Origin of the sequence: Psychrobacter sp. Ps6 (assembly GCF_022129235.1) — a bacterium.
GTDB lineage: Bacteria > Pseudomonadota > Gammaproteobacteria > Pseudomonadales > Moraxellaceae > Psychrobacter.
This window is the reverse complement of record NZ_JADQAI010000007.1, coordinates 108,882-134,050: the sequence shown is the minus strand read 5'-3', so window position 1 is coordinate 134,050 and position 25,169 is coordinate 108,882. Positions and strand designations below refer to the sequence as shown.

At 44.9% G+C, this 25,169-nt stretch carries 23 protein-coding genes and 1 pseudogene; 14 read left to right on the top strand and 10 right to left on the bottom strand.

Going from position 1 to position 25,169, the window contains the following annotated elements:
• Positions 1–38: 38 nt before the first annotated feature.
• Entirely contained in the window at positions 39–929 is an 891-nt protein-coding gene (locus I3255_RS09750; RefSeq protein ID WP_238038654.1) for a neutral zinc metallopeptidase, read from the bottom strand.
• Positions 930–1,455: 526 nt separating this feature from the next.
• On the opposite strand from I3255_RS09750, the gene I3255_RS09745 reads away from it, so the two are divergent.
• Entirely contained in the window at positions 1,456–1,830 is a 375-nt protein-coding gene (locus I3255_RS09745; RefSeq protein ID WP_238038653.1) for a hypothetical protein, read from the top strand.
• Between the two features lie 237 nt (positions 1,831–2,067).
• Here I3255_RS09745 and I3255_RS09740 read toward each other — a convergent pair whose 3' ends face one another.
• From I3255_RS09740 to rpmI, 5 genes are all read right to left on the bottom strand, one after another.
• Complete coding sequence (locus tag I3255_RS09740) at positions 2,068–2,367, bottom strand: integration host factor subunit alpha (protein WP_201600256.1); 300 nt, start codon at positions 2,365–2,367, stop codon at positions 2,068–2,070.
• 247 nt (positions 2,368–2,614) lie between these two features.
• A complete protein-coding gene (gene pheT, locus I3255_RS09735) occupies positions 2,615–5,014 on the bottom strand; it encodes a phenylalanine--tRNA ligase subunit beta (RefSeq protein WP_238038652.1) in 2,400 nt (799 codons plus the stop codon).
• 188 nt (positions 5,015–5,202) lie between these two features.
• Complete coding sequence (pheS, locus tag I3255_RS09730) at positions 5,203–6,258, bottom strand: phenylalanine--tRNA ligase subunit alpha (protein ID WP_201600250.1); 1,056 nt, start codon at positions 6,256–6,258, stop codon at positions 5,203–5,205.
• 327 nt (positions 6,259–6,585) lie between these two features.
• Positions 6,586–6,942: a 50S ribosomal protein L20 gene (rplT, locus tag I3255_RS09725; protein WP_011281252.1), complete on the bottom strand. Its 357-nt coding sequence runs from the start codon at positions 6,940–6,942 to the stop codon at positions 6,586–6,588.
• Between the two features lie 135 nt (positions 6,943–7,077).
• Positions 7,078–7,275 (bottom strand): 50S ribosomal protein L35, encoded by a 198-nt coding sequence (gene rpmI / locus I3255_RS09720; protein ID WP_058023536.1) that lies wholly within the window; start codon positions 7,273–7,275, stop codon positions 7,078–7,080.
• A gap of 436 nt (positions 7,276–7,711) precedes the next feature.
• On the opposite strand from rpmI, the gene I3255_RS09715 reads away from it, so the two are divergent.
• From I3255_RS09715 to I3255_RS09685, 7 genes are all read left to right on the top strand, one after another.
• Positions 7,712–8,155 (top strand): thioesterase family protein, encoded by a 444-nt coding sequence (locus tag I3255_RS09715; protein WP_238038651.1) that lies wholly within the window; start codon positions 7,712–7,714, stop codon positions 8,153–8,155.
• Between the two features lie 177 nt (positions 8,156–8,332).
• Positions 8,333–9,190 carry a phosphoribosyl-AMP cyclohydrolase gene (hisI, locus tag I3255_RS09710; protein ID WP_238038650.1) on the top strand — a complete coding sequence of 286 codons (858 nt, stop codon included), beginning with the start codon at positions 8,333–8,335 and terminating at the stop codon, positions 9,188–9,190.
• Between the two features lie 211 nt (positions 9,191–9,401).
• On the top strand, positions 9,402–9,644 hold the full coding sequence (tatA, locus tag I3255_RS09705; protein WP_201600244.1) for a Sec-independent protein translocase subunit TatA: 243 nt from the start codon (positions 9,402–9,404) through the stop codon (positions 9,642–9,644).
• 26 nt (positions 9,645–9,670) lie between these two features.
• Positions 9,671–10,360: a Sec-independent protein translocase protein TatB gene (gene tatB / locus I3255_RS09700; protein WP_238038649.1), complete on the top strand. Its 690-nt coding sequence runs from the start codon at positions 9,671–9,673 to the stop codon at positions 10,358–10,360.
• Complete coding sequence (tatC, locus tag I3255_RS09695) at positions 10,360–11,247, top strand: twin-arginine translocase subunit TatC (protein ID WP_238038648.1); 888 nt, start codon at positions 10,360–10,362, stop codon at positions 11,245–11,247. Before tatB ends, tatC begins: the two co-directional genes overlap by 1 nt.
• A gap of 161 nt (positions 11,248–11,408) precedes the next feature.
• The gene (locus I3255_RS09690) at positions 11,409–12,908 is read left to right on the top strand and encodes a UvrD-helicase domain-containing protein (protein WP_238038647.1); all 1,500 of its coding nucleotides are present in this window, start codon (positions 11,409–11,411) and stop codon (positions 12,906–12,908) included.
• 76 nt (positions 12,909–12,984) lie between these two features.
• Positions 12,985–14,019: a tRNA-dihydrouridine synthase gene (locus tag I3255_RS09685; protein ID WP_238038646.1), complete on the top strand. Its 1,035-nt coding sequence runs from the start codon at positions 12,985–12,987 to the stop codon at positions 14,017–14,019.
• Between the two features lie 46 nt (positions 14,020–14,065).
• Here the strand turns inward: I3255_RS09685 and I3255_RS09680 are convergent, their stop codons facing one another.
• Positions 14,066–14,491: an MAPEG family protein gene (locus I3255_RS09680; protein ID WP_238038690.1), complete on the bottom strand. Its 426-nt coding sequence runs from the start codon at positions 14,489–14,491 to the stop codon at positions 14,066–14,068.
• 14 nt (positions 14,492–14,505) lie between these two features.
• Complete coding sequence (locus I3255_RS09675; RefSeq protein WP_075106436.1) at positions 14,506–14,919, bottom strand: OsmC family protein; 414 nt, start codon at positions 14,917–14,919, stop codon at positions 14,506–14,508.
• Positions 14,920–15,370: 451 nt separating this feature from the next.
• On the opposite strand from I3255_RS09675, the gene I3255_RS09670 reads away from it, so the two are divergent.
• Positions 15,371–15,892, top strand: a complete 522-nt coding sequence (locus I3255_RS09670; RefSeq protein ID WP_114701778.1) for an RNA pyrophosphohydrolase — start codon at positions 15,371–15,373, stop codon at positions 15,890–15,892.
• A 147-nt stretch (positions 15,893–16,039) separates the two neighbouring features.
• On the opposite strand, the gene I3255_RS09665 is transcribed toward I3255_RS09670, so the two are convergent.
• Positions 16,040–16,873 carry an NRDE family protein gene (locus I3255_RS09665; RefSeq protein ID WP_238038645.1) on the bottom strand — a complete coding sequence of 278 codons (834 nt, stop codon included), beginning with the start codon at positions 16,871–16,873 and terminating at the stop codon, positions 16,040–16,042.
• Between the two features lie 90 nt (positions 16,874–16,963).
• Positions 16,964–18,619, bottom strand: a complete 1,656-nt coding sequence (locus tag I3255_RS09660) for a DUF4139 domain-containing protein (protein WP_238038644.1) — start codon at positions 18,617–18,619, stop codon at positions 16,964–16,966.
• A 387-nt stretch (positions 18,620–19,006) separates the two neighbouring features.
• Between I3255_RS09660 and urtA the strand changes: the two genes are divergently transcribed.
• The 5 genes and pseudogenes from urtA (at position 19,007) to urtE (ending at position 25,097) form a co-directional block, all read left to right on the top strand.
• On the top strand, positions 19,007–20,359 hold the full coding sequence (gene urtA, locus I3255_RS09655) for an urea ABC transporter substrate-binding protein (RefSeq protein ID WP_238038643.1): 1,353 nt from the start codon (positions 19,007–19,009) through the stop codon (positions 20,357–20,359).
• A 432-nt stretch (positions 20,360–20,791) separates the two neighbouring features.
• Positions 20,792–22,387: an urea ABC transporter permease subunit UrtB gene (gene urtB, locus I3255_RS09650; RefSeq protein WP_238038689.1), complete on the top strand. Its 1,596-nt coding sequence runs from the start codon at positions 20,792–20,794 to the stop codon at positions 22,385–22,387.
• Between the two features lie 10 nt (positions 22,388–22,397).
• Positions 22,398–23,468 carry an urea ABC transporter permease subunit UrtC gene (urtC, locus tag I3255_RS09645; protein ID WP_238038642.1) on the top strand — a complete coding sequence of 357 codons (1,071 nt, stop codon included), beginning with the start codon at positions 22,398–22,400 and terminating at the stop codon, positions 23,466–23,468.
• 98 nt (positions 23,469–23,566) lie between these two features.
• Positions 23,567–24,313: pseudogene (gene urtD, locus I3255_RS09640) on the top strand (urea ABC transporter ATP-binding protein UrtD); the annotation flags it as partial.
• A gap of 85 nt (positions 24,314–24,398) precedes the next feature.
• On the top strand, positions 24,399–25,097 hold the full coding sequence (urtE, locus tag I3255_RS09635) for an urea ABC transporter ATP-binding subunit UrtE (protein ID WP_238038640.1): 699 nt from the start codon (positions 24,399–24,401) through the stop codon (positions 25,095–25,097).
• Positions 25,098–25,169: the final 72 nt, after the last annotated feature.

The window sequence follows — 25,169 nt, the reverse complement described above, 5'->3', positions numbered from 1 at the left end:
ATAACCTGTGCGCGGAGTCATAAAAAGTAATGTCATTTTTAAAGCGCACCGCTAAACGTATCGCAAGATTGTACGTTACCACTCTCTAATCCACGAGTGAACCATTCGACACGCTGCTGACTGGTACCATGAGTGAAGTTATCAGGTGCGACCGCTCTACCACTTGCCTTTGCCAATCGATCATCGCCGATCTGACCTGCAGCATTAATAGCTTCATCAATATCGCCCGCTTCTAAAAACTGTACACGCTCTTGATTACGCTGCGCCCAAACGCCCGCAAAGCAATCTGCCTGTAGTTCTTGTAACACTGATAACTTATTGGATTGTGCTTGGGTCACTTGCTGACGGGCTTCATTGACCTGCTGACTAATCCCCAATAACGTCTGAACATGATGTCCAACTTCATGTGCGATGACATAGGCCTGCGCGAAATCACCCGCTTTGCCTTGGTTTTCTTGGCCACCTGATCCTTGCTGATCACCTGAAATACCAAGGTTTTGACGCATCTCCACAAAGAAGGACGTATCTAAATAAACCGTTTGATCCCCTGGGCAGTAAAACGGACCTGTTGCCGCGCTAGCACCACCACAAGCTGAATTCACTTGACCATTGAACAGAATCAATGAAGGCTCTTTATAAGTACTACCCGCTTCGTTAAATATCTGATGCCAGACCTCTTCAGTATCCGCCAGCACAACTTTGACAAACTGGGTATCTCGATCATCGCTTGTCGCAGGTTCGCTAGAGGTTCCATTACTACCACCACCAGCGATTACCTGACCTGTTTGCAGCGCAGTCATAGGATTTACCCCAAATACCAGCCATAAAATACCTGCGATAATGATACCGCCAATACCACCGCCTATCATTTTTCCGCCGCCCGTACTGGAGCGTACGTTAGAGCTGCCTCGTCTACCTTGCCATTTCATAGTTTGTTCCTCAAATATACGATATCTAGCCGTTCGTATCAGTCATTATTTATTTTGTACCGCTCCTAACCAGATCCTTCAAATCAATATTTTAGCCAGCTGCGTTTCACTTGATTACTGTAAAAGCAATCTAAAAACACTTTATGGTAAGGGCGATCATTATTGATTCCCACCATCTCAATAATCGGCGTATTTACTTTTATTTTGCTCGATAAAGCGTGATAGACACTAAAAAATCATGCTAATAAATGGACGCCAAAAGTTCTCTGCAATAGGCTGATGTCATTGATTATACGTCGATTAATTTGGTTTGTTGTATTAAAAATACTATCGAACAGCTGAAGTAAAATATTATTTTAAATATTATTGTTACTTAATTGTACGACCCTATTCCCATTTTCATATAAAACATATAGAATGCGTGGAAGCTGAGTAGCTGTGACTAAGACTAGTTGAATTCTGAGAAATCTCGGAATTCGACCTTTGTTGCTGCTACTGCTCATTTCATTTTTCCGGAGAAAACCTTATGAAACTTAAATTACTTGCTCTAGCTGGTATCATGACTGCAACTATGGGCCTAACTGCCTGTGACAGCAACAAAGAAAACGCTGCTGAAGATTTATCTGACGCGCAAGAAGAAGTGCAAGACGCTTCTGCAGAGCTAGATGATGCTGCTGCTGAAGGCGAAATGACTGCTGATGCTGACGCTGCTGTTGCTGACGCTGAAGCTGACATCGCTGATGCACAAGCTGCAACTGCTACTGACGAAATGGATGCTGAAGTTCCTGTAGACGGTACTACTACTAGCGTTGACGTAGCTAGCGAAACTGATACTGCTACTGCTGATCCTGCTGCTGTTGAAGCTGCTGACACAGTTGTTGTTGAAGAGCCAGCTCAGTAATTTATTGTTCATACAATAAATAAACAGTAATAAAAAAAAGAGAGCATATGCTCTCTTTTTTTATGCCTGCAATTTATGACAGCTAGTTACTCATAACCATACTTGGTATTTATTTGCTATACAAGATACATGCAGCGCAATATATGAAGAATCATCATCACCGTCATGTGCAAACACATATCAATAATTTTACAAGGTTATAGCGAAAACAAGCAGGCTTTCATACTCAATAACGCACTAAGTATCGAATAAACGCTCATCAACTTTCTGACGAAATTTTTGTCCCGTTTTGAACGTAACCACGCGGCGCGCGGATACTGCGACAGGCTCCCCTGTTTTAGGGTTACGGCCTGGACGGCTGTTCTTGTCTTTAAGCTCAAAGTTGCCAAAGCCTGAAAGCTTGACCTCTTTGCCATCAATCAAACTCTCTGACAGCTCATCAAAAAAGTTCTCCACCAGACAGCGACCTTCTTGGCGTGTCAGATTTAGATGACTCATTAAGTGCTCAATCATGTCAGATTTGGTTAAGGTGCTCACAGTACGACTCCTATGCTATGTCGTGATGTCGAATATCATGGTTTAGCGGTATGAGGGTTAAGTCTAATTATTATAAAGGTTTTTTGAGCAGTTTTTAATAAACTATGCATTAAAATCCTTTATTAATAATGACTTAACTTATTCTACAAGTAAAAGGGTTATAAATAATAGTTTTTACGAATAGCAATGCTCCATAGCCTCATAACTGAAAAGGCTATAGAGCATTGGGCATTTTAAAGACTAAATATTAGCTGTCACGTAACTGGACTGCGTGTTGATCCGTTAATGCCTGTACAACCTTATCAGTGGCAGCCTTTACAGCTTCATCCGATAGGGTTTGTGTAGCATCTTGCCATACGAGTGCAAACGCCAATGAGCGCTGACCTGCTGGTACTTTATCGCCTTGATACACATCAAATAGCCACAGATCAGTCAACAGATCACCTGCCGCAGCTCGTATCGTCGATTCTAACGTCTGCAAACTGATATCACTGTCTACTAAAATAGCAATATCACGGCGTACTTGTGGGAACTTGCTAGGCGTCGTAATCGCATGCTGCTCACGAGTAAGCGTTAATAGCGGTGCCAGTGACAATTGGGCAACCCATGTCGTCGGCAGATCTAACTGCTTAGCAGTATTTGGATGTAGCTGACCCAACCAACCAACATATATATCATCGATATATAACTCAGCGCTTTGTCCTGGATGGAGGAAGCTCAGCGTACTACGCTCGTAGCGAATGCGTGCATTATCGATCTGCGCTGGTAATAACTGTTCAATGTCATGTTTTAGATCATAAAAGTCTAGCGCACGATTTTGATAAGCCTGCTCGCTCCATATATCACCCACTGCGACCAAGGCAATGCTTGGGGTTTGGACCAAATCACTGATACTTTGCCCCACAAAGCTAAGACCCGTTTCAAAGAAACGTACGCGTGGCTGCTGACGATTCAAGTTATATTGCACGCAAGGCAGTAGGCTCGATAGCAAGGTACGACGCATGACCGCCAAATCACTAGAGATAGGGTTTGCCAGTGCCAACACCTCCCCTAGCGCTTCATCATCAAGCAACGCTTCTAGTTTTGCATCACTAAAACTAAAGCTGATGGCTTCCATGTAGCCATTGTCAACCAATGCCAGCTTCATCTGATGCGTCAAATCTGCAGTATCATCATAATCCATGCTGACCTGCAAATGCGGCAATACACTTGGAATATTGTCATAGCCATAGATACGGGCAATCTCTTCGATGAGATCCTCGCGGATACTCATATCAAAGCGATAAGACGGCGGCGTGCAGACCAGTGCGTCATTTTGCTGCTCTACCTCAAAACCTAATTGGGTCAAGATACGTACCATCTCAGATGGCTCAATATCAATCCCAATGACATCACGAACTTTCGCGATGGGCAATGTAATCGGTGCGCGTGCTGGCAAATGCTCAAGGTTTTCAGCCGTGACTATTTGACCTGCTTCCCCGCCAGTGATACTGGTGATTAAATCACAAGCTCGTGCCAACGCTAATGCTGGCAATTCAAAATCGACGCCACGCTCAAAACGCTGTGATGCGTCCGTATGTAGCCCAAAACGACGTGCGCGTGCAGCAATAGCTAGCTGATTAAAGAAAGCACTTTCTACAACGATATTGGTAGTGCTATCAGTGACACTACTACGCTGACCACCCATAATACCAGCCAGTGCCAAGGCACCTTTATCATCAGCAATTACAAGCTCATCACCGGTCAAGGTAACGGTTTGCTCATTTAGCAAAGTAATGGTTTCATCAGGCTGTGCCAAACGTACAACGATATCACCTTCGATCATGTCTGCGTCAAACGCATGTAACGGTTGACCCAACTCCATCAATACATAGTTGGTCACATCGACCAAGAAGTTGTGTGAACGTAGGCCCGACTGTACTAGCGCATCTTGCATCCATTTCGGAGTATCGATGCTACGGTCAATATTGCGAATCGACTGCAACAAATAGCGAGGACACGCTTCCTTTGCATCGACTGTCACGGCTGGCGTTGCAGCAGTGCCAGCAGTATTGGCCGAGATTTCTGGCATTTGTACAGGTAAGTCGTTGATGACAGATATTTCACGAGCGATACCACGTACGCTAAAGCAATCACCACGGTTTGGGGTGATTGAGATATCCAATACTTGATTATCTAAACCTAGATATTCACGAATATCTGCACCAACTGGTGCATCTTCAGGCAGCTCAAGCAAGCCATCTATATCATCAACTAAATCAATTTCAGAAGCGCCACATAGCATGCCATTTGAGGCCACACCGCGTAGCTTACTCTTTTTGATTTTAAACCCTTTCTTATCATCGCTTGGCAATACCGCACCAACGGTAGCGACAGGCGCTTTCATGCCAACGGTCACGTTAGGAGCACCGCAGACAATTTGTAATGGCTCAGCGTCACCGATATTTACCTGAGTAACACGTAATTTATCTGCATCAGGATGCTGCTCAACGCTGATGACTTCACCGACAACCACACCGCTAAAAGCACGGGCAACTGCATAGCGATCATCAATCTCAAGACCTGCCATTGTCAGCTGTTCGGCTAACTGTTCGCTAGTATTTGTATGGTTTACCCACTGACGTAGCCACTGTTCGCTAATTTTCATAAATATCTCGGATCAGAATTTTATAATAAAGATGTTGGAGTAAAGCTTGGCGAATTCACTTGCTATAAGCAATCCTATATAAACTAGGTACAGCGTCAGGCTCGCTCAGTCTACGGTTTGTAGCACTTTCACGTGCCTTCCTTGGATCTAAATTATCTTGAACTGACTATATAGGTATAAGGAAAACTCTAGCCAAATTGCTTTAAGAAGCGTACGTCATTTTGGAAAAACAAACGCAAGTCATCAATACCGTAATATAGCATCGCAAAACGCTCGATACCCATACCAAACGCAAAGCCTGTGTATTTGTCGCTATCAATACCGCAATTGGTCAATACTTGTGGATGCACCATGCCGCAGCCCATCACTTCAAGCCATTTGCCATTGTCATCTAAGATATCCACTTCTGCAGAAGGCTCAGTGAATGGGAAAAACGAAGGGCGGAAACGTACGGTCAGCTCTTTGGCAAAAAATGCTTCTAGAAACTCACTAATCAGACCTTTTAGCTCAGCAAAAGTGCTCGACTCGGTGACCATAAGACCTTCTAGCTGATGGAACATCGGCGAGTGGGTTTGGTCTGAGTCGTTACGATACACACGGCCTGGGCAAATGATGCGAATCGGCGGCTCGTTCTTTTCCATGGTACGAATCTGGACAGGACTGGTATGCGTACGCAATAGATAGTGCGCATCGAAATAGAATGTATCATGCATCGCGCGCGCAGGATGGTGCGACGGTATATTCAACGCTTCAAAATTATAGTAATCGCTCTCAACTTCAGGGCCAGTTGCGACATTGAAACCCGCTTGAATAAAATACTGCTGCATACGCTGAGTAATCATCGTTACTGGATGTAGATGACCTTTTTGACCACCGCGAGCAGGCAACGTGATATCAATGCTTTCACTCTCTAGCTTGGCATTGAGCGCGGCGACTTCTAACTGCTGCTGTTGATCGGTCAACGCTTGCTGAATGCGACTACGTACCTCGTGCAACCAGCCGCCGTAGGTTTTTTTATCATCAGCATCGAGTTTGCCCATCTGCTTTGACCAGCCCGTCAATGGGCTCTTTTTGCCAGTCAATTGCACACGCAAATCTTGTAAGGTACGCGCATCAGTTACTTGTAGAATTAAAGCTTCAGCAGCACTCGCAAAGTCAGTAAGCTGAGCTTCATTGAGCTCGTTTAGCTCTGAAGACAAGGTCGGTAGCGCCGACAAGTCGTTGGTAGCAGCAGGGTTAGTCATAAGACGCATTATTCCTGATTTGAACGGACTATTAATTGTAGGGGTTTGACCAAATATTGCAAACCATTTATCCAGTTATGTTTATATAAAAAATTGATATAAATACTGTTTATGAGAATGGCTTGAGTATTTAGTCGATGACAAACGTATTTCGTATCGACAAAGCCTCGACGTCGAACAGGCATAGAATAATTTCATATAAAAAAAGCCACCGACCAGCGGTAGCTTTTATTAATATCGTACTATTAATCAATATTAGTTCTATTCGTTTAGATGCTTACTTAGATAAATTTTATATCTACTTAATATCTAAAGAGTAGTTAATATTTATGCTAGTTCCGCTTTTGCTTTTTCGACCAATGCTGTGAAAGTCGCTGCATCATGCATAGCGATGTCTGCTAGAACGCGACGATCGATTGCGATGTTTGCTTTTTTCATACCATTGATAAAGCGGCTATAGCTCAAACCGTTTAAGCGTGCACCAGCATTGATACGTGCGATCCAAAGACGACGGAAAGTACGTTTTTTGTTGCGACGGTCACGATAAGCATATTGACCAGCTTTGGTCACTGCCTGTACCGCTACGCGGTAAACACGTGAACGGGCACCGTAGTAGCCTTTTGCGCGTTTTAAGATTTTTTTGTGACGGCGATTTGCCTGTACACCACGTTTTACACGGGCCATAATTTACTCCAAGATTTTGTAATCACTGTTAAGCGAGTGATGATGCTGTCAAATAACAAACATCATTGTCAGACTGCAAAGTCAAATATCATTTCATCAGATAGTTTTCAATCAAAGATAGATGACAGTAGGCTATTAGATGTATGGGCACATACGACGAATGGCTGCTTCGTCAGATTTATGTACCAACTTAAGACCACGCAACTGGCGAATACGCTTAGGTGATTTCTTGGTCAAAATATGGCTTTTGAATGCTTGCTTACGTTTAAAGCCGTTTGCTGTTTTTTTGAAGCGTTTAGCGGCACCGCTTCTGGTTTTCATCTTAACTTTCATGATGATTTGCCTCTTTTTCTGTTTTAGAACCTGGTCGTCAAATAGTCATACCGAATAATCGTTATATAAATAACAATTAAACCTCTATTTGCCTCGAGGTGGGAGGCGCTATTTTAGCAGATAGTGCCTTGTTTTGCCAAGTAAAGTTTTGGCCAACCTTTACTTGGCAATAAATACAGTTAGCCAGAATAAGTAGAACTACAGCGCGGTTCTTAAAAACCTCATGAAAACGGTCAATTTTCATCCAAATAGATTGAATGTCAGCTGAAGCTGTGCTTAAGTAGATACTTAAGTTACATCATAATATGATGTGTCATGGAAGCACACTCATTTATTAAGTGTATACAGCTTTATTGTCTGTTCTTCATTATTATGATTCTGCCAGCCTATCGCATGATAAGTAGCATAATTTTTTGCCATCACTTTAGGAGATAGTGTGTCAAAGCAAGAGTTGGTATTTGAGGATTGCTTGTTTGTTTTTGAGACAGTGATGCGCGTGCGTCATACCGAAATCGACTTAGGGCAGCATGTGACCATCGAATCTCTGACTGCCCTTCTGTCCGAAGCGCGACTAAGGTTTCTACACGCTAAAGGTATTAAAGAAATCAATTCAGATAATCAGGGCTTGATTATTGATGCATTGCAGTTGGTTATTTTGAGTCGTATACAAGCGCGTGAAGAGCTTTTGTTTGAAGTCGGTGTTGAGCCAATATATGATAATGGCGGTAGTATAGTGATAAAAGTTACCCGTATGCACACGGGCGAAACGGTCGTAAAAGCACGGCAGCATTTTAGAAATTATGATTTTAATCTCAATAAAGTGATTAAGCTCGATAACACGACCAAAGAGGCTCTATATCCTCATTTATTTAGGCTGTAAAATGGCGAGTCAATCGTACCCCTTTTATTCTAATGCTCACGCAGCTTTCATATGACATCATATTTCAGAGCATTGTAGACAATCTCCTCGCTCCAACCATAAGTAGTATAATTACTTATTGATATTTTTACTCTCTAACTAATTTTTACTCTCTAACTATAAGACGACACATACATTATGACTCTACCTGCTTGGCTGACTGCCGTAACTTTTAATGCTGATGGTTTGATTCCTGCAATTGCTCAAGATCACAAGTCAGGCCGTATTCTGATGATGGCTTGGATGAATGCAGACGCATTACAGCTCACCGCACAAACACAAACTGCGGTTTATTTTTCGCGCTCGCGTGGCAAATTGTGGCACAAGGGCGAATCATCAGGTCATACGCAAACCGTCCACGATATTCGCCTAGACTGTGATGCAGACGTAATTGTATTAAGCGTGACTCAAGCGGGCGGTATTGCTTGTCATACAGGCCGCGAGTCTTGTTTTTATCAGCGTTTAGATCTATCAGGCCAAACACCTGAATGGCAAACTGTCGATAAAGTATTAAAAGACCCTGCGGATATTTATCATTCTGATAAATCTACTAGCACCAGTTCTGAAAACGAAAATGCTAACGCGACCACCGACTCTAATAACACTCAAGCTCAAGTCGATACTACTCAAGCGCCAATTGACAAAGGCTCTGTGCTACAACAGCTCGATCAGGTATTGGCAGAGCGCAAACAAGCCGATGCCGACAGCTCTTATGTCGCCAGTCTATATGCTAAAGGTTTGAATAAAATATTAGAAAAAGTCGGTGAAGAGAGTACAGAGAGTATCATTGCTGCCAAAGATTTTGCTCACTGCGATGAAGGTAGAGATAAAGCTGCTTTTGAGGCGGCGCGTCATGAGCTGATCTATGAAGTGGCAGATGTGTGGTTCCATACGCTCGTTGGCTTGGCATGGTTTGACATAGAGTCAGACGCTGTACTAAATGAGCTAGGAAGACGTTTTGGCTTATCAGGTATCGACGAAAAAGCGGCTAGATAGTTATCGAGATACAAAAAAAAGCATCGACCCTGTTTGATTATTGTTGATTTCACCTATTTGTAATAACTGCGGGTTATAATATAGCCCTGTTTTATCTCGCATTATATGTGATGCTTTTTTTGATACATAAACCTTTTATCAATGTAAAGCAGGCTTTATCAACACAAAGCAGACATATAAAGACTGAAAATCAAGTCACAAGGATACCATTATGGGTAGTTTTTCTATTACGCATTGGCTAATACTGCTGGTCGTCGTCGTTGTCGTGTTTGGCACTGCAAAACTAAAAAACGCTGGCAAAGATTTGGGCGGTGCGGTTAAAGGCTTTAAAGAAGCGGTCAAAGATGAAAACACAGAGCATGCCAAAAAACGCGTGGTGCTTGACCATGATGGCACGGCCCATACCGACGAGCGCCCAACAACCACTAAGGTTGATGATAAGCATAATGTATAGCCTCTAGACAGTGACATCGGATCATTATGTTTGATATCGGGTTTTCTGAACTACTTCTCTTTGGCGTAATCGCCCTAATCGTCTTGGGCCCAGAAAAACTGCCACAGGCAGCACGTACGGCTGGGCAATGGTATGCCAAAATTCGCCGCACCGTCTCCACATTACAGTCTGAGATAGAGGCAGAGCTAGACTTGGCTGAGACACGCCAGCAAATGCAAAAAGAACTTGCCAAAATTCGTCAAACCGAAGCCGATATGAGGCGCGAAATGGCGGAGATGCGCGGTAATATGAAAGCTTTTGAAAGCTCACATAGTCCATCTTCAATGTCTGATAACGTCGCAAGTAGTAGAGATAGCAAAAATAGCAAAGAGAACGGAACAAATCACAATCAACCAGCCGCGCCAAAAGCGTTTGACTATAGTTATACAACTGACAGTCATGCCACTGAGGCGCACGAAGACACTGCAGAAGATAACCAACTGTCGAAGAGTGACCACAGCGATGCTGATAGTAATGTGGTCGATAACGACAACATGGCGCAAGCTGCCCAAACCTTCACTACTAGGCCGTGGGAAAATATGTGGTTCCGTTTGGGTGCTTACGATAAAGCCCGTCGCCTCCCAATGCCACCTTACCTACCAAACTATAAAGCCGATACCTTACTAAATAGCTCGGTAATTACGCAGACTTCTGATAATAAGCAGGGGACTGACTGATGCAACTACTCAAACGAAAAAAAAGCCGCCAAGAAAAACTCACTGATTCAGATATTCCTGCTTTAGATGGCATTGATCAAGACGATAAGGCAACAACTGATAGCACTCAAAACGAATCATCAGATGATGTTTTAAGCGCATTGGGTGACATGCCTATCACTGAGCATTTGATTGAGCTACGCCGCCATTTGATCAAAATATGCGTGGCTGTCTTGATCATCTTTTTGGGTTTGGTCGGTTACTCACGTGAGCTTTATAACTTTTTATCAGATCCGTTGGTCGCACAGTTACCTGCTAACTCGACCATGATTGCCACAGATATCACCTCGAACTTTATGGCACCGATACGTTTAACGGTCTTCGTCGCCGCCTTTTTGGCAATGCCCTATATTCTTTATCAAATTTGGTCGTTTGTTGCGCCAGGTTTATATAAAAAAGAGAAGAGAATCGCTATCCCAGTACTGCTGTCTTCTATATTTTTGTTTTATGCGGGTGTGGCTTTTTCTTATTTTATCGTGCTCAAAGGGGTCTTAAAGTTTTTTATTTTGTTTGCCCCGCAAAACGTATTACCGATGACGGATATCGATAGCTATCTAAGCTTTGCCTTAAAATTATTTATGGTATTCGGCTTAACGTTCGAGATTCCCGTTGTGACCTTGCTATTGATATTGGCCGGTATTGTCTCCATTCAGAGTCTAGAAGAAAAACGTCGTTATATCATTGTGGGCTGTTTTGCTGTGGCTGCCGTAGTCACGCCGCCTGATGGGGTATCCATGCTGATGCTGGCAATCCCGATGTGGTTACTGTTTGAGCTTGGGTTGTTTTTGGCTAAAATTTTGATCAAAGAAGAACCTAGCACTGATCTGATATCAACAGTCAAAGAATAAAGCATTTACCCGTCTGACTTATCTTGTTTTCTTCTTGCCCCACGCGTAAGCTTAGTGCTTATTGTCACGATTAAGTACCACCATCTATAAGCCATTGTTTATCCAGTGGCTTTTTTTGCCCCTTGTGTTTTTAATCACTTTTGTATTTAGGTAGCTTTATTATGTCCGCATCGATGCCAGCTTATATGAGCGATCCCACTGATGAGCAGCTCGCCGCGCTGAATATGGCAATGGACCACAAATCATTTAAAGTGGTGGCGTATGCAGGCGCTGGTAAAACCACGACACTCAAGCTAATCGGTGAGCGCTTGCGAGGTCGCGGACTGTATCTGGCCTTTAACAAAGCGATTGCCAATGATGCTCGTTCAAAGTTTCCACCCCACGTCGAGTGTCGTACTTTTCACTCGCTAGCTTATCGTCATGTCGCGCGTGATATTACCGCCAAGCTGTCTTTGCCGCGCTTTTCACCTAAGCGTCTCGGTGATGATTTGGGCTTGCAGCCTGTACAAGTCCGCCGGCAAATGGATGGGGTTAATAAATACATCACGCTGACACCCGCACGATTGTCTCGGTTCGTCAGTGATGCGGTAAGTAACTTCTGTAGTACGCATGCCAGCTATCCTGCGCCAAGGCACATACTGTTCCCAAGTTGGCTCGATGACTCGGATGCAGAGCAATTACGCGAAATGCTCTACCCTGCCGTTGAACAGCGCTGGCTACAGTCGATTGATGCACGTCACCCTGCGGGTATTGGCCATGATATTTATCTCAAACTATGGGCATTGTCCAAGCCGAGCATTCCTGCGGACTTTATTTTATTTGATGAAGCGCAAGATGCCGATCCATTGATGATGGGTATCTTGACGCAGCAGTCGAGACAAGTCATCTATGTGGGCGATGCACATCAGCAGATTTATGAATGGCGCGGCGCGGTGAATGCGATGAAAAAGCTGCCATTGCCGCAGACATTACTGACGCAATCCTTTCGCTTTGGTGAGCCGATTGCAGAAGTGGCAAATACCCTACTAAAAGCACTACAAGAAGAAGTGCCGCTAAAGGGCAACCCGAATAAGCAGTCCTCTACCGATAAAGGCATGGTACATAGTAAAAAGGACGCCATTTTATGCCGTACCAATGCTGCGGCGATGTCGCAATTACTCACAGGGTTAAAGCACGGGCACCGTGTGGCGCTACAAGCCGATACCGATCGCATGCTCAAATTCTGCCAAGCAGCGGAGAACTTAAAAAATGGCAGATCGGCTTACGGGGTGCCTGAGCTGGCTTACTTCTATAATTGGGGTGATGTACAAGAGTACGCTGAAACCAATGAAGGCAGTGATCTTAAAACACTGGTCAAACTGGTCGATGACCATGGAACTAATGTGCTCAGCCAAGCGGTCAATAGCCTGACCAGTATCGAAAATGCGGATTACGTTATCTCTACCGCGCATAAAGCCAAAGGGCTTGAGTGGGGCAAAGTACAACTAGATGATGATTTTTACTACGATGTGACGACCAATGCGGTTAAGATAAGTTCAGAAGAATTACGCCTGCTTTATGTCGCTTGTACGCGGGCGCAGAGTAATCTAGATATTCATAATATCAAAGACTTGATCTCTGGATTACAGACGGGCAAAAAGGTGATTTTTGGCAACACTTAGTCACGTTTCACGTTTGCCAATTTAAGTCCTTAGTCTACCTCTATTTATAACGACCTTTTAGCAGTGAATAACCAGCATGAATCAGAGCCAACAACTTCAAGAACGCCAAAATACCGTTGACCAGTTATTTGCAGCTCCCGTGCGTTTGCTCGCACCCATGGAAGGTTTGACCGATCCACTGATGCGCCAAATCTTAACTCAAATTGCGTCTGACTTGGGCCGTCCTTATGATTGGTCAGTGAGTGAGTTTATTCGTATCACTCAGCATGTCTTGCCAGCGCACGTCTTTTATAAATACGTGCCAGAGTTACATCACGATGCCAAGACCGCTTCTGGCACACCCATTCATGTGCAGCTTTTGGGTAGTGACGCGCAGCTCATGGCAGAAAACGCCGCTTATGCTTGCGAGCTTGGCGCGCCTGCGATTGATATCAATTTTGGATGCCCTGCTAAGACGGTGAATAGCCATCGCGGCGGCTCGGTGCTGCTTGATGAGCCTGAAACCATGTATCAGATTATCAGTGCGGTACGTCAGGCTGTACCCGCGCATATTCCCGTATCAGCCAAGATTCGCTTGGGCTATACCGATACTAGCCGAATGAATGATATTCGCGGCGCGATTGCCGCAAGCGGCGCTGATTGGCTCACTATCCATGCACGCACCAAAACCCAGGGCTATAAGCCACCTGCTTATTGGGACAAAATCCAAAGTTTTAATACGCTCGATATTCCTGTGATTGCCAATGGCGAGATATGGAGCGCAGCGCAAGCAAATGACTGTATGATGCAAGCAGGCACGTCACATCTCATGTTAGGTCGCGGTGCAGTCACACGCCCTGATTTGGTTGCACAAGTTGATAATGACACTAAAAACAGTACTGACAGCGGAGAGAATACGGCAACCTTGTTATGGCAAGATTTGATCGCGCATCAAATTAAGTTTTTAGAGGGTGCAGCAAAGAACGATGTGGTGTTGGTTGGACGCTATAAGCAATGGTTAGGGATGCTCACTAAAGGCTACGCTGAGGCGCAAACAGTATGGGAGGGTATTAAACGAGAGAAAAACAAAGCGGTGATTATCAATGTACTACAAGCAAGCGTACAACAATAATCACCTGAGCATATGTGGTCTACTTGGTAAATATAGACAGGTAATGCTATACACTGACTCGTATCGCCAGATAAAACAGCATCAGACAGCATGCCATGGATAACACCCAGAGAATAGAGCGAAACGTCGATAAGTTGGTGATATAAGCGGTGCAATAACCAATTCGTATGATCACATAGAGCCAAGCCAACACATTAATGATCGATTGCGGTACGAAGAACAGCATAGCCACCAGCACTGCCGCCAAAAATACCGGCAAAGTCTCATAGCTGTTTTTTTGTGCAGCATCAGCACGTGCCATCATCCCTGTTGCATTTTTAAAAAAATCGCGAGGATGTGCATTATTTCTGACCCTAAAGCCGCCAGATACTTTTGCAATTATTGATACAGCCCATGGCAGTAAGCTCGCTACCACCATCGCCCAAATGGCAGACGCAACTTTATCAGAAACCAAGTCAAAAAATGCACTGATCATTATATAAGTCCTTAGCCTGCAATCACTTCAAAATCATGGGTGATATTAACCCCACCCGCGACCAGCATGCGACTGGCTGAGCAGTATTTTTCTGCGGATAAATGAATGGCTTTTTCAACCTGTTTGTCTTTAATGTCTTGACCAGTGACCACAAAATGCAGGTGAATATCGGTGTAAACGGCTGGTGTGGTTTCGGCACGTTGCGCAGTTAGTTCACAACGCACATCCGTCACTGCTTGACGTGATTTTTGAAGAATTGACACCACATCGTAGCTCGCACAACCACCCAGCCCTAGTAAGACTAGCTCCATTGGGCTTGAGCCCTTTTCTTTGTCCGCATCGATTTGTACGTTATGTCCTGATGGTGACACGCCCATAAAGGCTTTGTTTTCTTGCCATGTGACGCTTGCTTTTGATTCTGACATTGTAAATGTTCCTTACTTTAATTGGCATATTGCCTATTTTTATTGTTTGAAATATATGCAGCTTTGCTAGTGTAGCATAAGCCAAAGCAAGATTTTATAAAGCCATTGTTTGGCTATGGTGTCGTGAGAAAACAATTTCTTGGTTTTACCCTCTTTTTTAATAAATGATTTGAGCACTATGCAGCTATCGTTACTCGCATCGATATTTATTAAATTTTTATTTAAAAAACCTACAAAAGTCTGTTTATAAATAGTTGATTTTAAAGGGTAAAACTCGTGAAACATTTTATAGCAAAATACTGTTACACATTTTGCTTGTTTCTTGGTTTAATAACGGTAATGAATCTTGTTTTGAGCTGATATCGATAACAATCACCTTATAATAATTACGATTGCTATCATGGTTTTAATTCGAAACGAGCTATTTTTAAACAAATTAAAAGGTTTAGTCATGATAGATGCAGACGGCTTTCGCGCCAATGTCGGCATCATCTTGGCAAATACACAAGGGCAGGTTCTGTGGGCAAAACGTATTGGTCACAACGCTTGGCAATTTCCGCAGGGTGGTATCGACCGCGGGGAGACGCCGATGGATGCAATGTATCGCGAACTCTGGGAAGAGGTCGGTTTACATCCGCGTCATGTGGACTTATTGGCAGTCACTCAAGACTGGCTGCGCTATCGTCTGCCAAAACGTTACGTACGCCATGGCCAGCATCCCTTATGTATTGGGCAAAAACAAAAATGGTTTTTGCTACGCTTAGATGAGCCGAATACCCAACATATCCGCTTTGATGAAGGGAAACCTGAATTTGACCATTGGCAATGGGTCAGCTACTGGTATCCACTCGGACAAGTGATTCACTTTAAACGAGGTGTTTATCGTCGCGCCTTACAAGAATTGGTACGAGAACTTCCCTTAAAGCAAGAACTGATCATTCCTGAGCAAAACAATCATTTGATTCAGTCTTAATTTTTAAAATGTCCTTTTACCTTTTATACAAACAATGAAAAGCCTGTATCCAGTGATACAGGCTTTTTTGTGTGAATGGTTTTAATAATGGTGTATAGGTTCTCGTGAAATCAGTAGAATTTATCACTGACATTGAATAATAAGTTTTTACTCACTAGCCACTGAATGCGGATACTCTCGACTGACAATGTGCGCGGTAAACTCTGAACCTTTTTCCTTCTCTTGCCTCAAAGTTAAAATACTCTGTGTTCGTGTGCCATAAGTAGGCTTGCTGGTATTAGTATTGCCAAAGCTCACAGGCTCAATATAAACAGACGATAAGGTTTGCTCAAGCTCAGTGCTCATCCCTGTATCTGGTAACTGATCGGCTGGTGCCTTGGTATTATCTGACAACACATTGAATGCAGCTGCTTGCCAGTAGCTAGCCGCGCTGTCCTCAGCAATTAGCGGTAGCACTTCTTGGCGCAAACGACCACGCAACCGCTCAGTCTTAAACCAACTGTCCTCTGGCTGACCGTTAGAAAGTACGTGTAGACCTGTATGCAGTGGCGTAGGTGCATGACCGCGATTATTAACGATTACCGCTTGCCGAGCGTCACCGATAATCAAATTGAAACCTGCATAAGCTTGTAATTCAATCTGCCGTGCAAACGCCATCGGACTGAGCGTACTGGTCAAAAAACGCGTGACCAACTCACCACGAGAACGCTCATTAATGCCTGCCTGCACACCATCGCGAAAGTTTAATACCGCAGCCCAACGTCCATTTTGTTCATAATATTCCGACTTTTTCGTTTGTGACGCTTGCTGATGAACACCCAACCACGTACCGCCACTTTGATTATCACGCCCTGCATAAATCGGCTGATCAGACCATTGATGCAGAGGCTCCGTCGGACGCTGCAAAAACTCATCGCGATTGGACAAGAGTACTAATGGCAGCTCGTCAAACAACTGCCAAGCAATGGCGACAATACACATAGGATTCCTTTTATAATGGTTTGTTGGGCGCGAGATTTTTGGTAAAAATAAACATCATCGCTTAAAACTGATTTGCTCAGCAAGTATCATTTATCGATCACCACTCAATATTTTATTGGCAGGGTAACTGATTTGGGATGTTGTACGTATCACCTGTGACTGCTTACTTGGCACGTTAAACTCCCACGCTACCATGCCTTGATTGTCATTCCAATTACGCTCCGTGACAGGCGGCGTGTGCGTGACCGTAACTTTCAGGCTATCATCACGGCTGATAGGCTCGCTACCCAATACTTGCAAACGCACAGGACGGTTATGCTGATTGGTAAATTGATAGGCCTTAGTCGTTGTTAAGGTTTGTGTACGGTTTAACACGCCTTTTTCCCCTTGCTTGTCTTCATTGATCAGCTCTTTGACCATCATGCTTGGATCACGACCAAAACCAATCCCCTGCTCTTTTAACATCTGATAGTTATAGCGCGATTGTCCAACATAATTGTCATCACGGTACAGCTGTAGTGAGCCATCTACCCACTCTGGCGTCAAGAACGGCGCTGATGCGTACCAATAGGCCGCCGTCTCAACGCTTGGGGTACTACGAACCCACAGCTTACTGCTGCCAGATTGCTCACCAATGACAGTGCGCACTCGCCTGCCACCACTGGGTATCGTCACTCGCTGCGGCAAGCGATACTCAATGATACCGTTTTTGTTTTGGCTATTGACCGTAAAGTTCGGCAGTGGTGCCATATTTGGTGCTCTAGAATCGTCGCTATAGCCCTCTCTGGCAGATACTACGACAGGCATGTTATCCGACATAGGTATTGCATACTCAACATTTTGGTTTTCTTCATAGAGTGATAGGCGCGGCACATGAGGCAGTCGTCCTGTCGCGCGCTGGTTGGGATTGGCCGTACTGAGAGTGACAGGAACGTTGGTCCAGTTCTCGCCGGTTTGTTGGGCGATAATCGCAGAGGCGGTGATATTTAGCTGCTCGCTATTGGTGTTGAGGCGTGCCTGATAGGTGGGCTCCCACCCTGCGCCTTGTACTTGATAATGCAATTTAATGCTACTTGGCGCGCGACTGGCAGTGCGTACACTCACCTGTGTCACATTATTGGAGGTTGATGTGGCGCTGCCTGCCATGAGCTGATTTAGTGCGTCTTGGGCGCGTGCTTGGCGCTGCTGAATGTCCAAAATCTTTTGGTTAAGACTTACCGCTTGAGTCTCTATATCGCGTGTGTTGTTGGCGATAGTCCCTTCGGTGTTGAGTTGCGTAACTGTGGTCAAATTTTGCAAATAGGCTTTTGCTAAGCGCGCCGCTTCTAATTCCGCATTAATACTAGCTAAGGTATTTTGTTGTGTTTGCACCTCGGCATCGCCTTGATATTGGCACTGGATTGCTTGCTCTCCTGTTAACTCTTCAATACTGATTTCACCAATACTGACATTACCCACCGCCTGTACGCTCAAACTGTCTTTATCTATATAAGGTGACAGGCACGAAAATATAACGATTTGCTCACCACTACCTGTGATCGGCAATGAACGTGTCACACTCGCCAAGCCTTGATAAACCGTCACTTGCTCGATACTACTCGTGGCCGCTTGGGCGACGGGTAACCCTAATACCGTACTGCCACCAAGCACAAGTGGCAAAACCATAAGGCGCGATCGTTGCGAGCGCCATGATGAGGTGCGAGCAGGAGCTGTTAGGCCAGACCACTCGGTTAAATATGCGTTCATATATCTTTCCTTAGAAGTGAAATCAATCATGGCGTCAGCGTAATCCATTTACGAGATACGTATGTGAAATAATGTCTATTCTATAGGCATTACCGTAGCCGTTTTGCAGCTTTTTAGCAATAAGTGCTTTTAGCAACCTCTGTGCTTATGTCAGCTCTTTTCTATGCCATGACTTTTTTTTACATTGCACCAATTTTTTATCTCCTTCCCCGTTATGGTGCGGCTTATTAACAATCGTGCACTAAATTAACGAAAATGACAGACAATATTTAATTATTGCTCAATTATTACGTGATTATTGGCTTTTTTGACTTGGCACGGAACTTGAACGCTTAATAACTGTTCAGGAGCAGTATTTTACCTTTTGTGTCTATTTAGGAGATGTCCATGTTTTCGTTACCAACTTTAGCTAACCCTCAGTTTGTTGACGCTCACCTACACGGCAAAATCAAATCACGCTTGTCGTTACTAGCAATTGCCGTCGTTGGTAGTCTGAGCCTCGCTGGCTGTCAAAAGCCTGCCGAAACTGCGGCATCGACAGAGACAACGGCTGAAACCACGACACAGACAACGACCACTCCTGCCGCTGATGGCGATACGATCAAAGTGGGCATCTTGCACTCGCTATCTGGCACCATGGCCATTTCTGAAACTTCGCTAAAAGACACTGCACTCATGACCATTGATGAGATCAACGCCAATGGCGGCGTACTCGGTAAGCAACTAGAGCCAGTAGTCGTCGACCCTGCCTCTGATTGGCCATTGTTTGCTGAAAAAGCCCGCCAGCTACTTACTCAAGATAAAGTCGATGTCATCTTTGGTGGTTGGACATCAGTATCGCGTAAGTCAGTATTGCCAGTGGTTGAAGAGCTGAACGGCTTGATGTTCTATCCAGTGCAGTACGAAGGCCAAGAGCAATCAGAAAACATCTTTTATACTGGCGCGGCGCCCAACCAGCAAGCGATTCCAGCGGTAGAGTATTTGATGAGTGAAGAAGGCGGCGGTGCAGAGCGCTTTGTATTATTGGGTACGGATTACGTATATCCACGAACCACCAACCAGATTCTAAAGGCATTTTTGAAATCAAAAGGCGTGGCCGATGCAGACATCATGGAGGAGTACACGCCATTTGGTTTTAGCAACTATCAAACCATCGTCTCTAATATTAAGAAATTCTCAACAGGTAAAAAGACTGCGGTGATCTCTACTATTAATGGCGACTCAAACGTGCCGTTTTATCGTGAGCTTGCCAACCAAGGTATCAAAGCCTCGGACATTCCCGTCATGGCATTCTCGGTTGGTGAAGAAGAGCTACGCGGTATCGATACCAGCTTGCTACAAGGTCATTTGGCGGCATGGAACTATTTTATGTCGATCAAAAACCCAACCAATAGCGATTTCACCAAACGCTATAAGCAATACGCGCTGGAGAAAAAACTACCAAATGCTGACAAAGTCGTGACCAATGATCCTATGGAAGCCACCTATGTGGGTATCAATATGTGGAAACAAGCTGTCGAAAAAGCAGGCACCACCAATGTCGATAAAGTCCGTATTAGTATGGCAGGACAAACCTTTGATGCACCTTCTGGCTACACCCTAAAGATGGATGACGAAAATCATCATTTATGGAAACCTGTGATGATTGGACAAATTCGTACCGATGGTCAATTTGACATTATTTACAAAACGCCAGAAGTTATCCAAGCGCAGCCATGGAGTGAATACATTCCTAAATAAAAGGTCTCCTAAATAAAGTTGTACTGAAAAATGCATAGATAGTCGGTAGATGGATAAATGAAATAAATAAGCCAACGCCTACTCTTCACATTTATTTTCAACACTTATTTTCAAAACTTTAAACACCTCAAAACCTTATCATCACTTCTGCTGCTTAGTCCGCTAAGCAGCAGAGGCTAAGGGTTTGTTGTCTGTAAAAATAGGGAGCCGCACATGCAGCGCCATACTTTACGCCCGTTTGCAGGGCAAACATCATCCGAACATGGTAATAGTCCAAAAGCATCAGTCAGTAAAGTCATGCGGCACGCGGCTCGTTTTTCCATCTATGCGTCGCTACGGTTACTTGCATTGATGGCGTTATTCATAACCGCCACTGCCCATGCTGATAACGATTCCCAATCGGCAAATATCGCCATTGTCACCTCAGAGTCGATGACCGATAGCAGTGACACGCTACGCAAAAATAACGAGCGATCATTGACTACGCCTACACAAGCCTCAGCTGCTGCATCAGGCGACGCTATCCAACAATTTGTGGCGGGCGATTTTAGTAAGCGCCAAGCCATGCTAAGCGATTGGCCAGGGTCAATTGAGAGTTTGGACAGTTTTGTTGAGTTGATTGCCAATGATGAGCTGTATCAAGGCAACGGCGGACAGACTTATTTACTCAACGCAGAGGATCAACTATTTACTTATCCTGATAAAAAAGAAACGACCGATTGGCCAAGTGATCTATCACAAATCACCCTGACCAATGCCTTACGATCCGCGCTTATTTTTGGACAAGCCAAGGTAAAGCTCGAGTCTGACAAGCCAGCACAGCGCCTGCAAGCGGTGGATATTTTGGCTGATAATATTGACCAAGTTGATCCAGCCATTATCACAACAGCCGCCGCAAACGAAGACAATGCCAACGTTCAAAAAGCATTAACTGCACTACAGGCGCGTATTGATTTCAAAAATGGCGACCTACCTACTCAGATTGCAGCGGTCAATCGACTCGCTGACAGCGACAGCCCGCAGGTATTGGTCGATATTGAGTCTGCCATTGCATCTGACAACTTAGATCCGACGCTTGAGGCGGCACTTATTGATGCCAGAGATAGCGTGGCACGCCGTATTCAGATAAGCACATGGACAGGTCATATTTTCACTGGGATGAGTACGGCCAGTATTTTACTGCTCGCGGCACTCGGTCTTGCGATTACTTTTGGACTGCTTGGCGTGATTAATATGGCGCATGGTGAGCTGATTATGATTGGCGCGTATACCACTTATATGGTGCAAAATTTATTTCAAGCTTATCTGCCAGATATGGTTGGCTGGTATTTGCTTGCGGCTGTTCCCGCTGCATTTTTAGTCAGTGCTGTTATCGGTATGATTATTGAGCGCATTGTCATTCGTCCGCTATATGGTCGTGAACTGGAGACGCTATTGGCAACCTTTGGCGTGAGTCTCATTCTGATGCAGTTGGTACGGATGATTTTTGGCGCGCAAAACGTTGAAGTCAGCAATGTGGCGTGGCTCAGCGGCGCCTATCAAGTGTCATCAAGTTTGGTACTGCCTTATAACCGTATTGCCATCATCGTATTTACGGTCATCATCGTGGCGCTACTGGTGTACTTGCTCAACAAAACCCGCTTTGGTTTGTTTATACGCGCCGTCACTCAAAACCGTCAAATGGCACGTGCCGTTGGTATCCATTCTGCGCGCATCGATATGATGGCATTTGGTTTGGGCTCTGGACTGGCTGGTATGGCTGGTTGTGCGCTTGCTCAAGTGGGCAACGTGGGTCCTGATCTGGGTCAGACGTATATTATTGATACGTTTTTGGTTGTGGTCGTTGGCGGGGTCGGACAAGTATGGGGCGCGGTATTGGCCGCCTTAGGACTTGGCGTCAGTGGCACGGTACTTGAGATTGGCATTGGTGCGGTATTGGCCAAGATTGTGTTATTGGTTCTTGTGATTCTGTTTATTCAGAAGCGGCCACAAGGTTTATTTGCGCTCAAAGGCCGCTTTGTCGAATAAGGAGACTCTTATGATATTGACCAAATTACTGTCTGACACGCGGCGCAGCGCCATTTTAATCGGTTTATGCTTTGCCATACTACTGATATTACCTTGGCTACACCTTATGCCAGAGACCTCACCTTTTCATCTCTCAGCTTACTGGATTACGCTTATTGGTAAGATCATGGCATTAGCGATGGTGGCTTTGGCTTTAGACCTCGTTTGGGGCTACGCTGGTATTTTGAGCTTGGGACATGGTCTATATTTTGCATTGGGTGGTTATGCCTTTGGTATGTACTTAACGCGTGAGGCTGCTGGCGATGGTCTGCCTGATTTTATGCGTTTTTTGAGCTGGACTGAGATGCCGTGGTATTGGGCTGGCACGCAGCATTTTTGGTGGGCGATGGCATTGGTGATCTTAGTACCAGGACTGATTGCCTTTATCTTTGGCTTCTTTGCCTTTCGCTCCAAGATCAAAGGCGTATATTTCTCCATCATCACCCAAGCAATGGTCTATGCCGCAGCGTTGCTATTCTTCCGTAACGAAACAGGCTTCGGTGGTAATAATGGCTTTACCGGTTTTACCACCCTCTTAGGTTATGACATTACTGCTGCCTCAACCCGTGCGGTGCTGTGTTTTGTCACTGCCTTGGCGCTCCTCGTGTCTTACATGGGACTGCGTTATTTAATGAACCAGCCTTATGGACGCGTATTGGGTGCGATTCGCGATAGCGAAAACCGCTTGCAGTATTTAGGCTATCGCACGCTATGGTACAAGCTCTCCGCTTGGGTATTATCCGCTGTCATTGCTGGTGTCGCAGGCGCGCTCTATGTACCGCAAGTCGGCATTATCAATCCAAGTGAAATGAATCCCGTAAACTCCATTGAAATGGCAGTTTGGGTCGCGACTGGTGGTAGAGGCAGCTTAATTGGCGCTATTTTGGGAACAGGTGTGGTGAACGCGGTAAAAACCTACTTTACGGTCGCCTACCCTGAGTTTTGGCTATTGATATTGGGCGGGCTATTCGTTGTGGTCACGTTGTTTTTACCCAATGGCATTATGGGCTTGTTCGACCGCTTTAAAAAGGAGAAAGAGTAATGCTAACTGATAAATCAACAACGTCCGAGCAGCTAACCAATGAGTATGGGCGTACTCATGGTGGCTCTGGCCGCAGCCATCCAAAGCCGTCAGGCGTTGATTTTAGCCATGGTATTGCGCTATATCTAGAAGAGGTAAGCGTTTGGTTTGACTCGTTTCGGGCCCTTAACAATCTGTCGCTCTATATTGAGGAAGGTGAGCTACGCTGTATTATCGGCCCCAATGGCGCGGGCAAAACCACACTGATGGATGTCATCACTGGTAAAACCCGCCCTACCGAAGGCAGCGTGTTTTTTGGTCAAACGCACAATCTTGCCAGCCTATCTACTGAAGAAATCGCTGAGGCTGGTATTGGTCGTAAATTTCAAAAACCCACTGTCTTTGAAAACTTCACCGTCATGGATAATTTGCTACTTGCCGCGCCAAAAGACAAGCGCGTTGTCAAAAGCTTGTTCAATAAACTTGATGCCGATACTCGCGACACCCTCGATGCCACCCTACAGCAGATTCGCCTGACTGACAGAATCAATAAGCCAGCTGGCCTGCTCTCTCATGGTCAAAAGCAGTGGCTAGAGATTGGCATGCTCCTTATGCAAAGTCCCAAGCTAATTTTGCTCGATGAGCCTGTAGCTGGTATGACCGACGCCGAAACCGAGCATACCGCCGAGCTGTGCCTGCGCCTAAAAAAGAACCATACCTTAGTGGTGGTCGAACATGATATGACTTTTATTGATGCCATTAGTGAAAAAGTCACTGTATTAGCCCAAGGGGCGATATTGGCGGAAGGCACCTTAGCGGAAGTGCAAGCCAATGAAGCGGTGATTGAGTCCTATCTGGGTCGATAGTTGGATAATAATTCAATACATCGTTAGCCAATAAGCCGCTAAACCATGCAAATATTAAAAATCATTGAAAGATTAGGAGACCGTCATGTTACAAGTCAATGGTATCAATCAATATTACGGCGGCAGTCATATTTTACGAGATGTCTCGTTCACAGCGCATGTAGGCGCGTGCAGCGTCGTACTTGGCCGTAATGGCGTGGGCAAAACCACGTTACTCAAATGCCTGATGGGGATATTACCAATCAAATCAGGGCAAATTTTGCTCAATGACCAAGACATCAGCAAACTCTCACCCGAGCAGCGTGTGCGAGCAGGACTGGCTTATGTGCCGCAAGGTCGCGATATCTTTTCGACACTGACGGTAGAAGAAAATATATTGATCGGTATGGCAAAGTTTTCACGCAGTAAAGCCAAGCAAGTTCCTAAGCATTTATATGATATTTTCCCAGTACTTGATGAGATGAAACATCGTCGCGGTGGTGATTTATCTGGTGGACAGCAACAGCAGCTAGCCATTGCTCGCGCGCTCGCCTCCGAGCCGTCAGTACTGATTTTGGATGAGCCAACCGAAGGTATACAGCCGTCTATCATTAAAGATATCGGCCGTGTGCTTCGGGACTTGGCTGACAAAGGGGACATGGCCATTGTACTGGTCGAGCAGTTTTATGAGTTTGCTGAAGAGCTTGCTGACAACTATACCGTATTATCACGCGGTAAGGTCGTGTCTCAAGGTGCAGGCGATACGATGATCGAAAACAAAGTACAAGAACTGGTGGCTATCTAACTGTTTTAATCCTATTTACTTGGTAGTGGATATCTTTTATGTGCTAAGAACGTCATGCTCTTATTAGACTGT

Bases quoted from the DNA above. Each gene is read 5' to 3' on its own strand.
- I3255_RS09670 (WP_114701778.1), top strand. From the start codon at position 15,371: ATGATAGATGCAGACGGCTTTCGCGCCAATGTCGGCATCATCTTGGCA.
- pheS (WP_201600250.1), bottom strand. From the start codon at position 6,258: ATGACTAACCCTGCTGCTACCAACGACTTGTCGGCGCTACCGACCTTG.
- rplT (WP_011281252.1), bottom strand. From the start codon at position 6,942: ATGGCCCGTGTAAAACGTGGTGTACAGGCAAATCGCCGTCACAAAAAA.
- I3255_RS09745 (WP_238038653.1), top strand. From the start codon at position 1,456: ATGAAACTTAAATTACTTGCTCTAGCTGGTATCATGACTGCAACTATG.
- tatB (WP_238038649.1), top strand. From the start codon at position 9,671: ATGTTTGATATCGGGTTTTCTGAACTACTTCTCTTTGGCGTAATCGCC.
- urtA (WP_238038643.1), top strand. From the start codon at position 19,007: ATGTTTTCGTTACCAACTTTAGCTAACCCTCAGTTTGTTGACGCTCAC.
- I3255_RS09660 (WP_238038644.1), bottom strand. From the start codon at position 18,619: ATGAACGCATATTTAACCGAGTGGTCTGGCCTAACAGCTCCTGCTCGC.
- tatA (WP_201600244.1), top strand. From the start codon at position 9,402: ATGGGTAGTTTTTCTATTACGCATTGGCTAATACTGCTGGTCGTCGTC.
- pheT (WP_238038652.1), bottom strand. From the start codon at position 5,014: ATGAAAATTAGCGAACAGTGGCTACGTCAGTGGGTAAACCATACAAAT.
- urtC (WP_238038642.1), top strand. From the start codon at position 22,398: ATGATATTGACCAAATTACTGTCTGACACGCGGCGCAGCGCCATTTTA.
- urtE (WP_238038640.1), top strand. From the start codon at position 24,399: ATGTTACAAGTCAATGGTATCAATCAATATTACGGCGGCAGTCATATT.
- hisI (WP_238038650.1), top strand. From the start codon at position 8,333: ATGACTCTACCTGCTTGGCTGACTGCCGTAACTTTTAATGCTGATGGT.
- tatC (WP_238038648.1), top strand. From the start codon at position 10,360: ATGCAACTACTCAAACGAAAAAAAAGCCGCCAAGAAAAACTCACTGAT.
- I3255_RS09690 (WP_238038647.1), top strand. From the start codon at position 11,409: ATGTCCGCATCGATGCCAGCTTATATGAGCGATCCCACTGATGAGCAG.
- urtB (WP_238038689.1), top strand. From the start codon at position 20,792: ATGACCGATAGCAGTGACACGCTACGCAAAAATAACGAGCGATCATTG.
- I3255_RS09685 (WP_238038646.1), top strand. From the start codon at position 12,985: ATGAATCAGAGCCAACAACTTCAAGAACGCCAAAATACCGTTGACCAG.
- I3255_RS09750 (WP_238038654.1), bottom strand. From the start codon at position 929: ATGAAATGGCAAGGTAGACGAGGCAGCTCTAACGTACGCTCCAGTACG.
- I3255_RS09675 (WP_075106436.1), bottom strand. From the start codon at position 14,919: ATGTCAGAATCAAAAGCAAGCGTCACATGGCAAGAAAACAAAGCCTTT.
- rpmI (WP_058023536.1), bottom strand. From the start codon at position 7,275: ATGAAAGTTAAGATGAAAACCAGAAGCGGTGCCGCTAAACGCTTCAAA.
- I3255_RS09665 (WP_238038645.1), bottom strand. From the start codon at position 16,873: ATGTGTATTGTCGCCATTGCTTGGCAGTTGTTTGACGAGCTGCCATTA.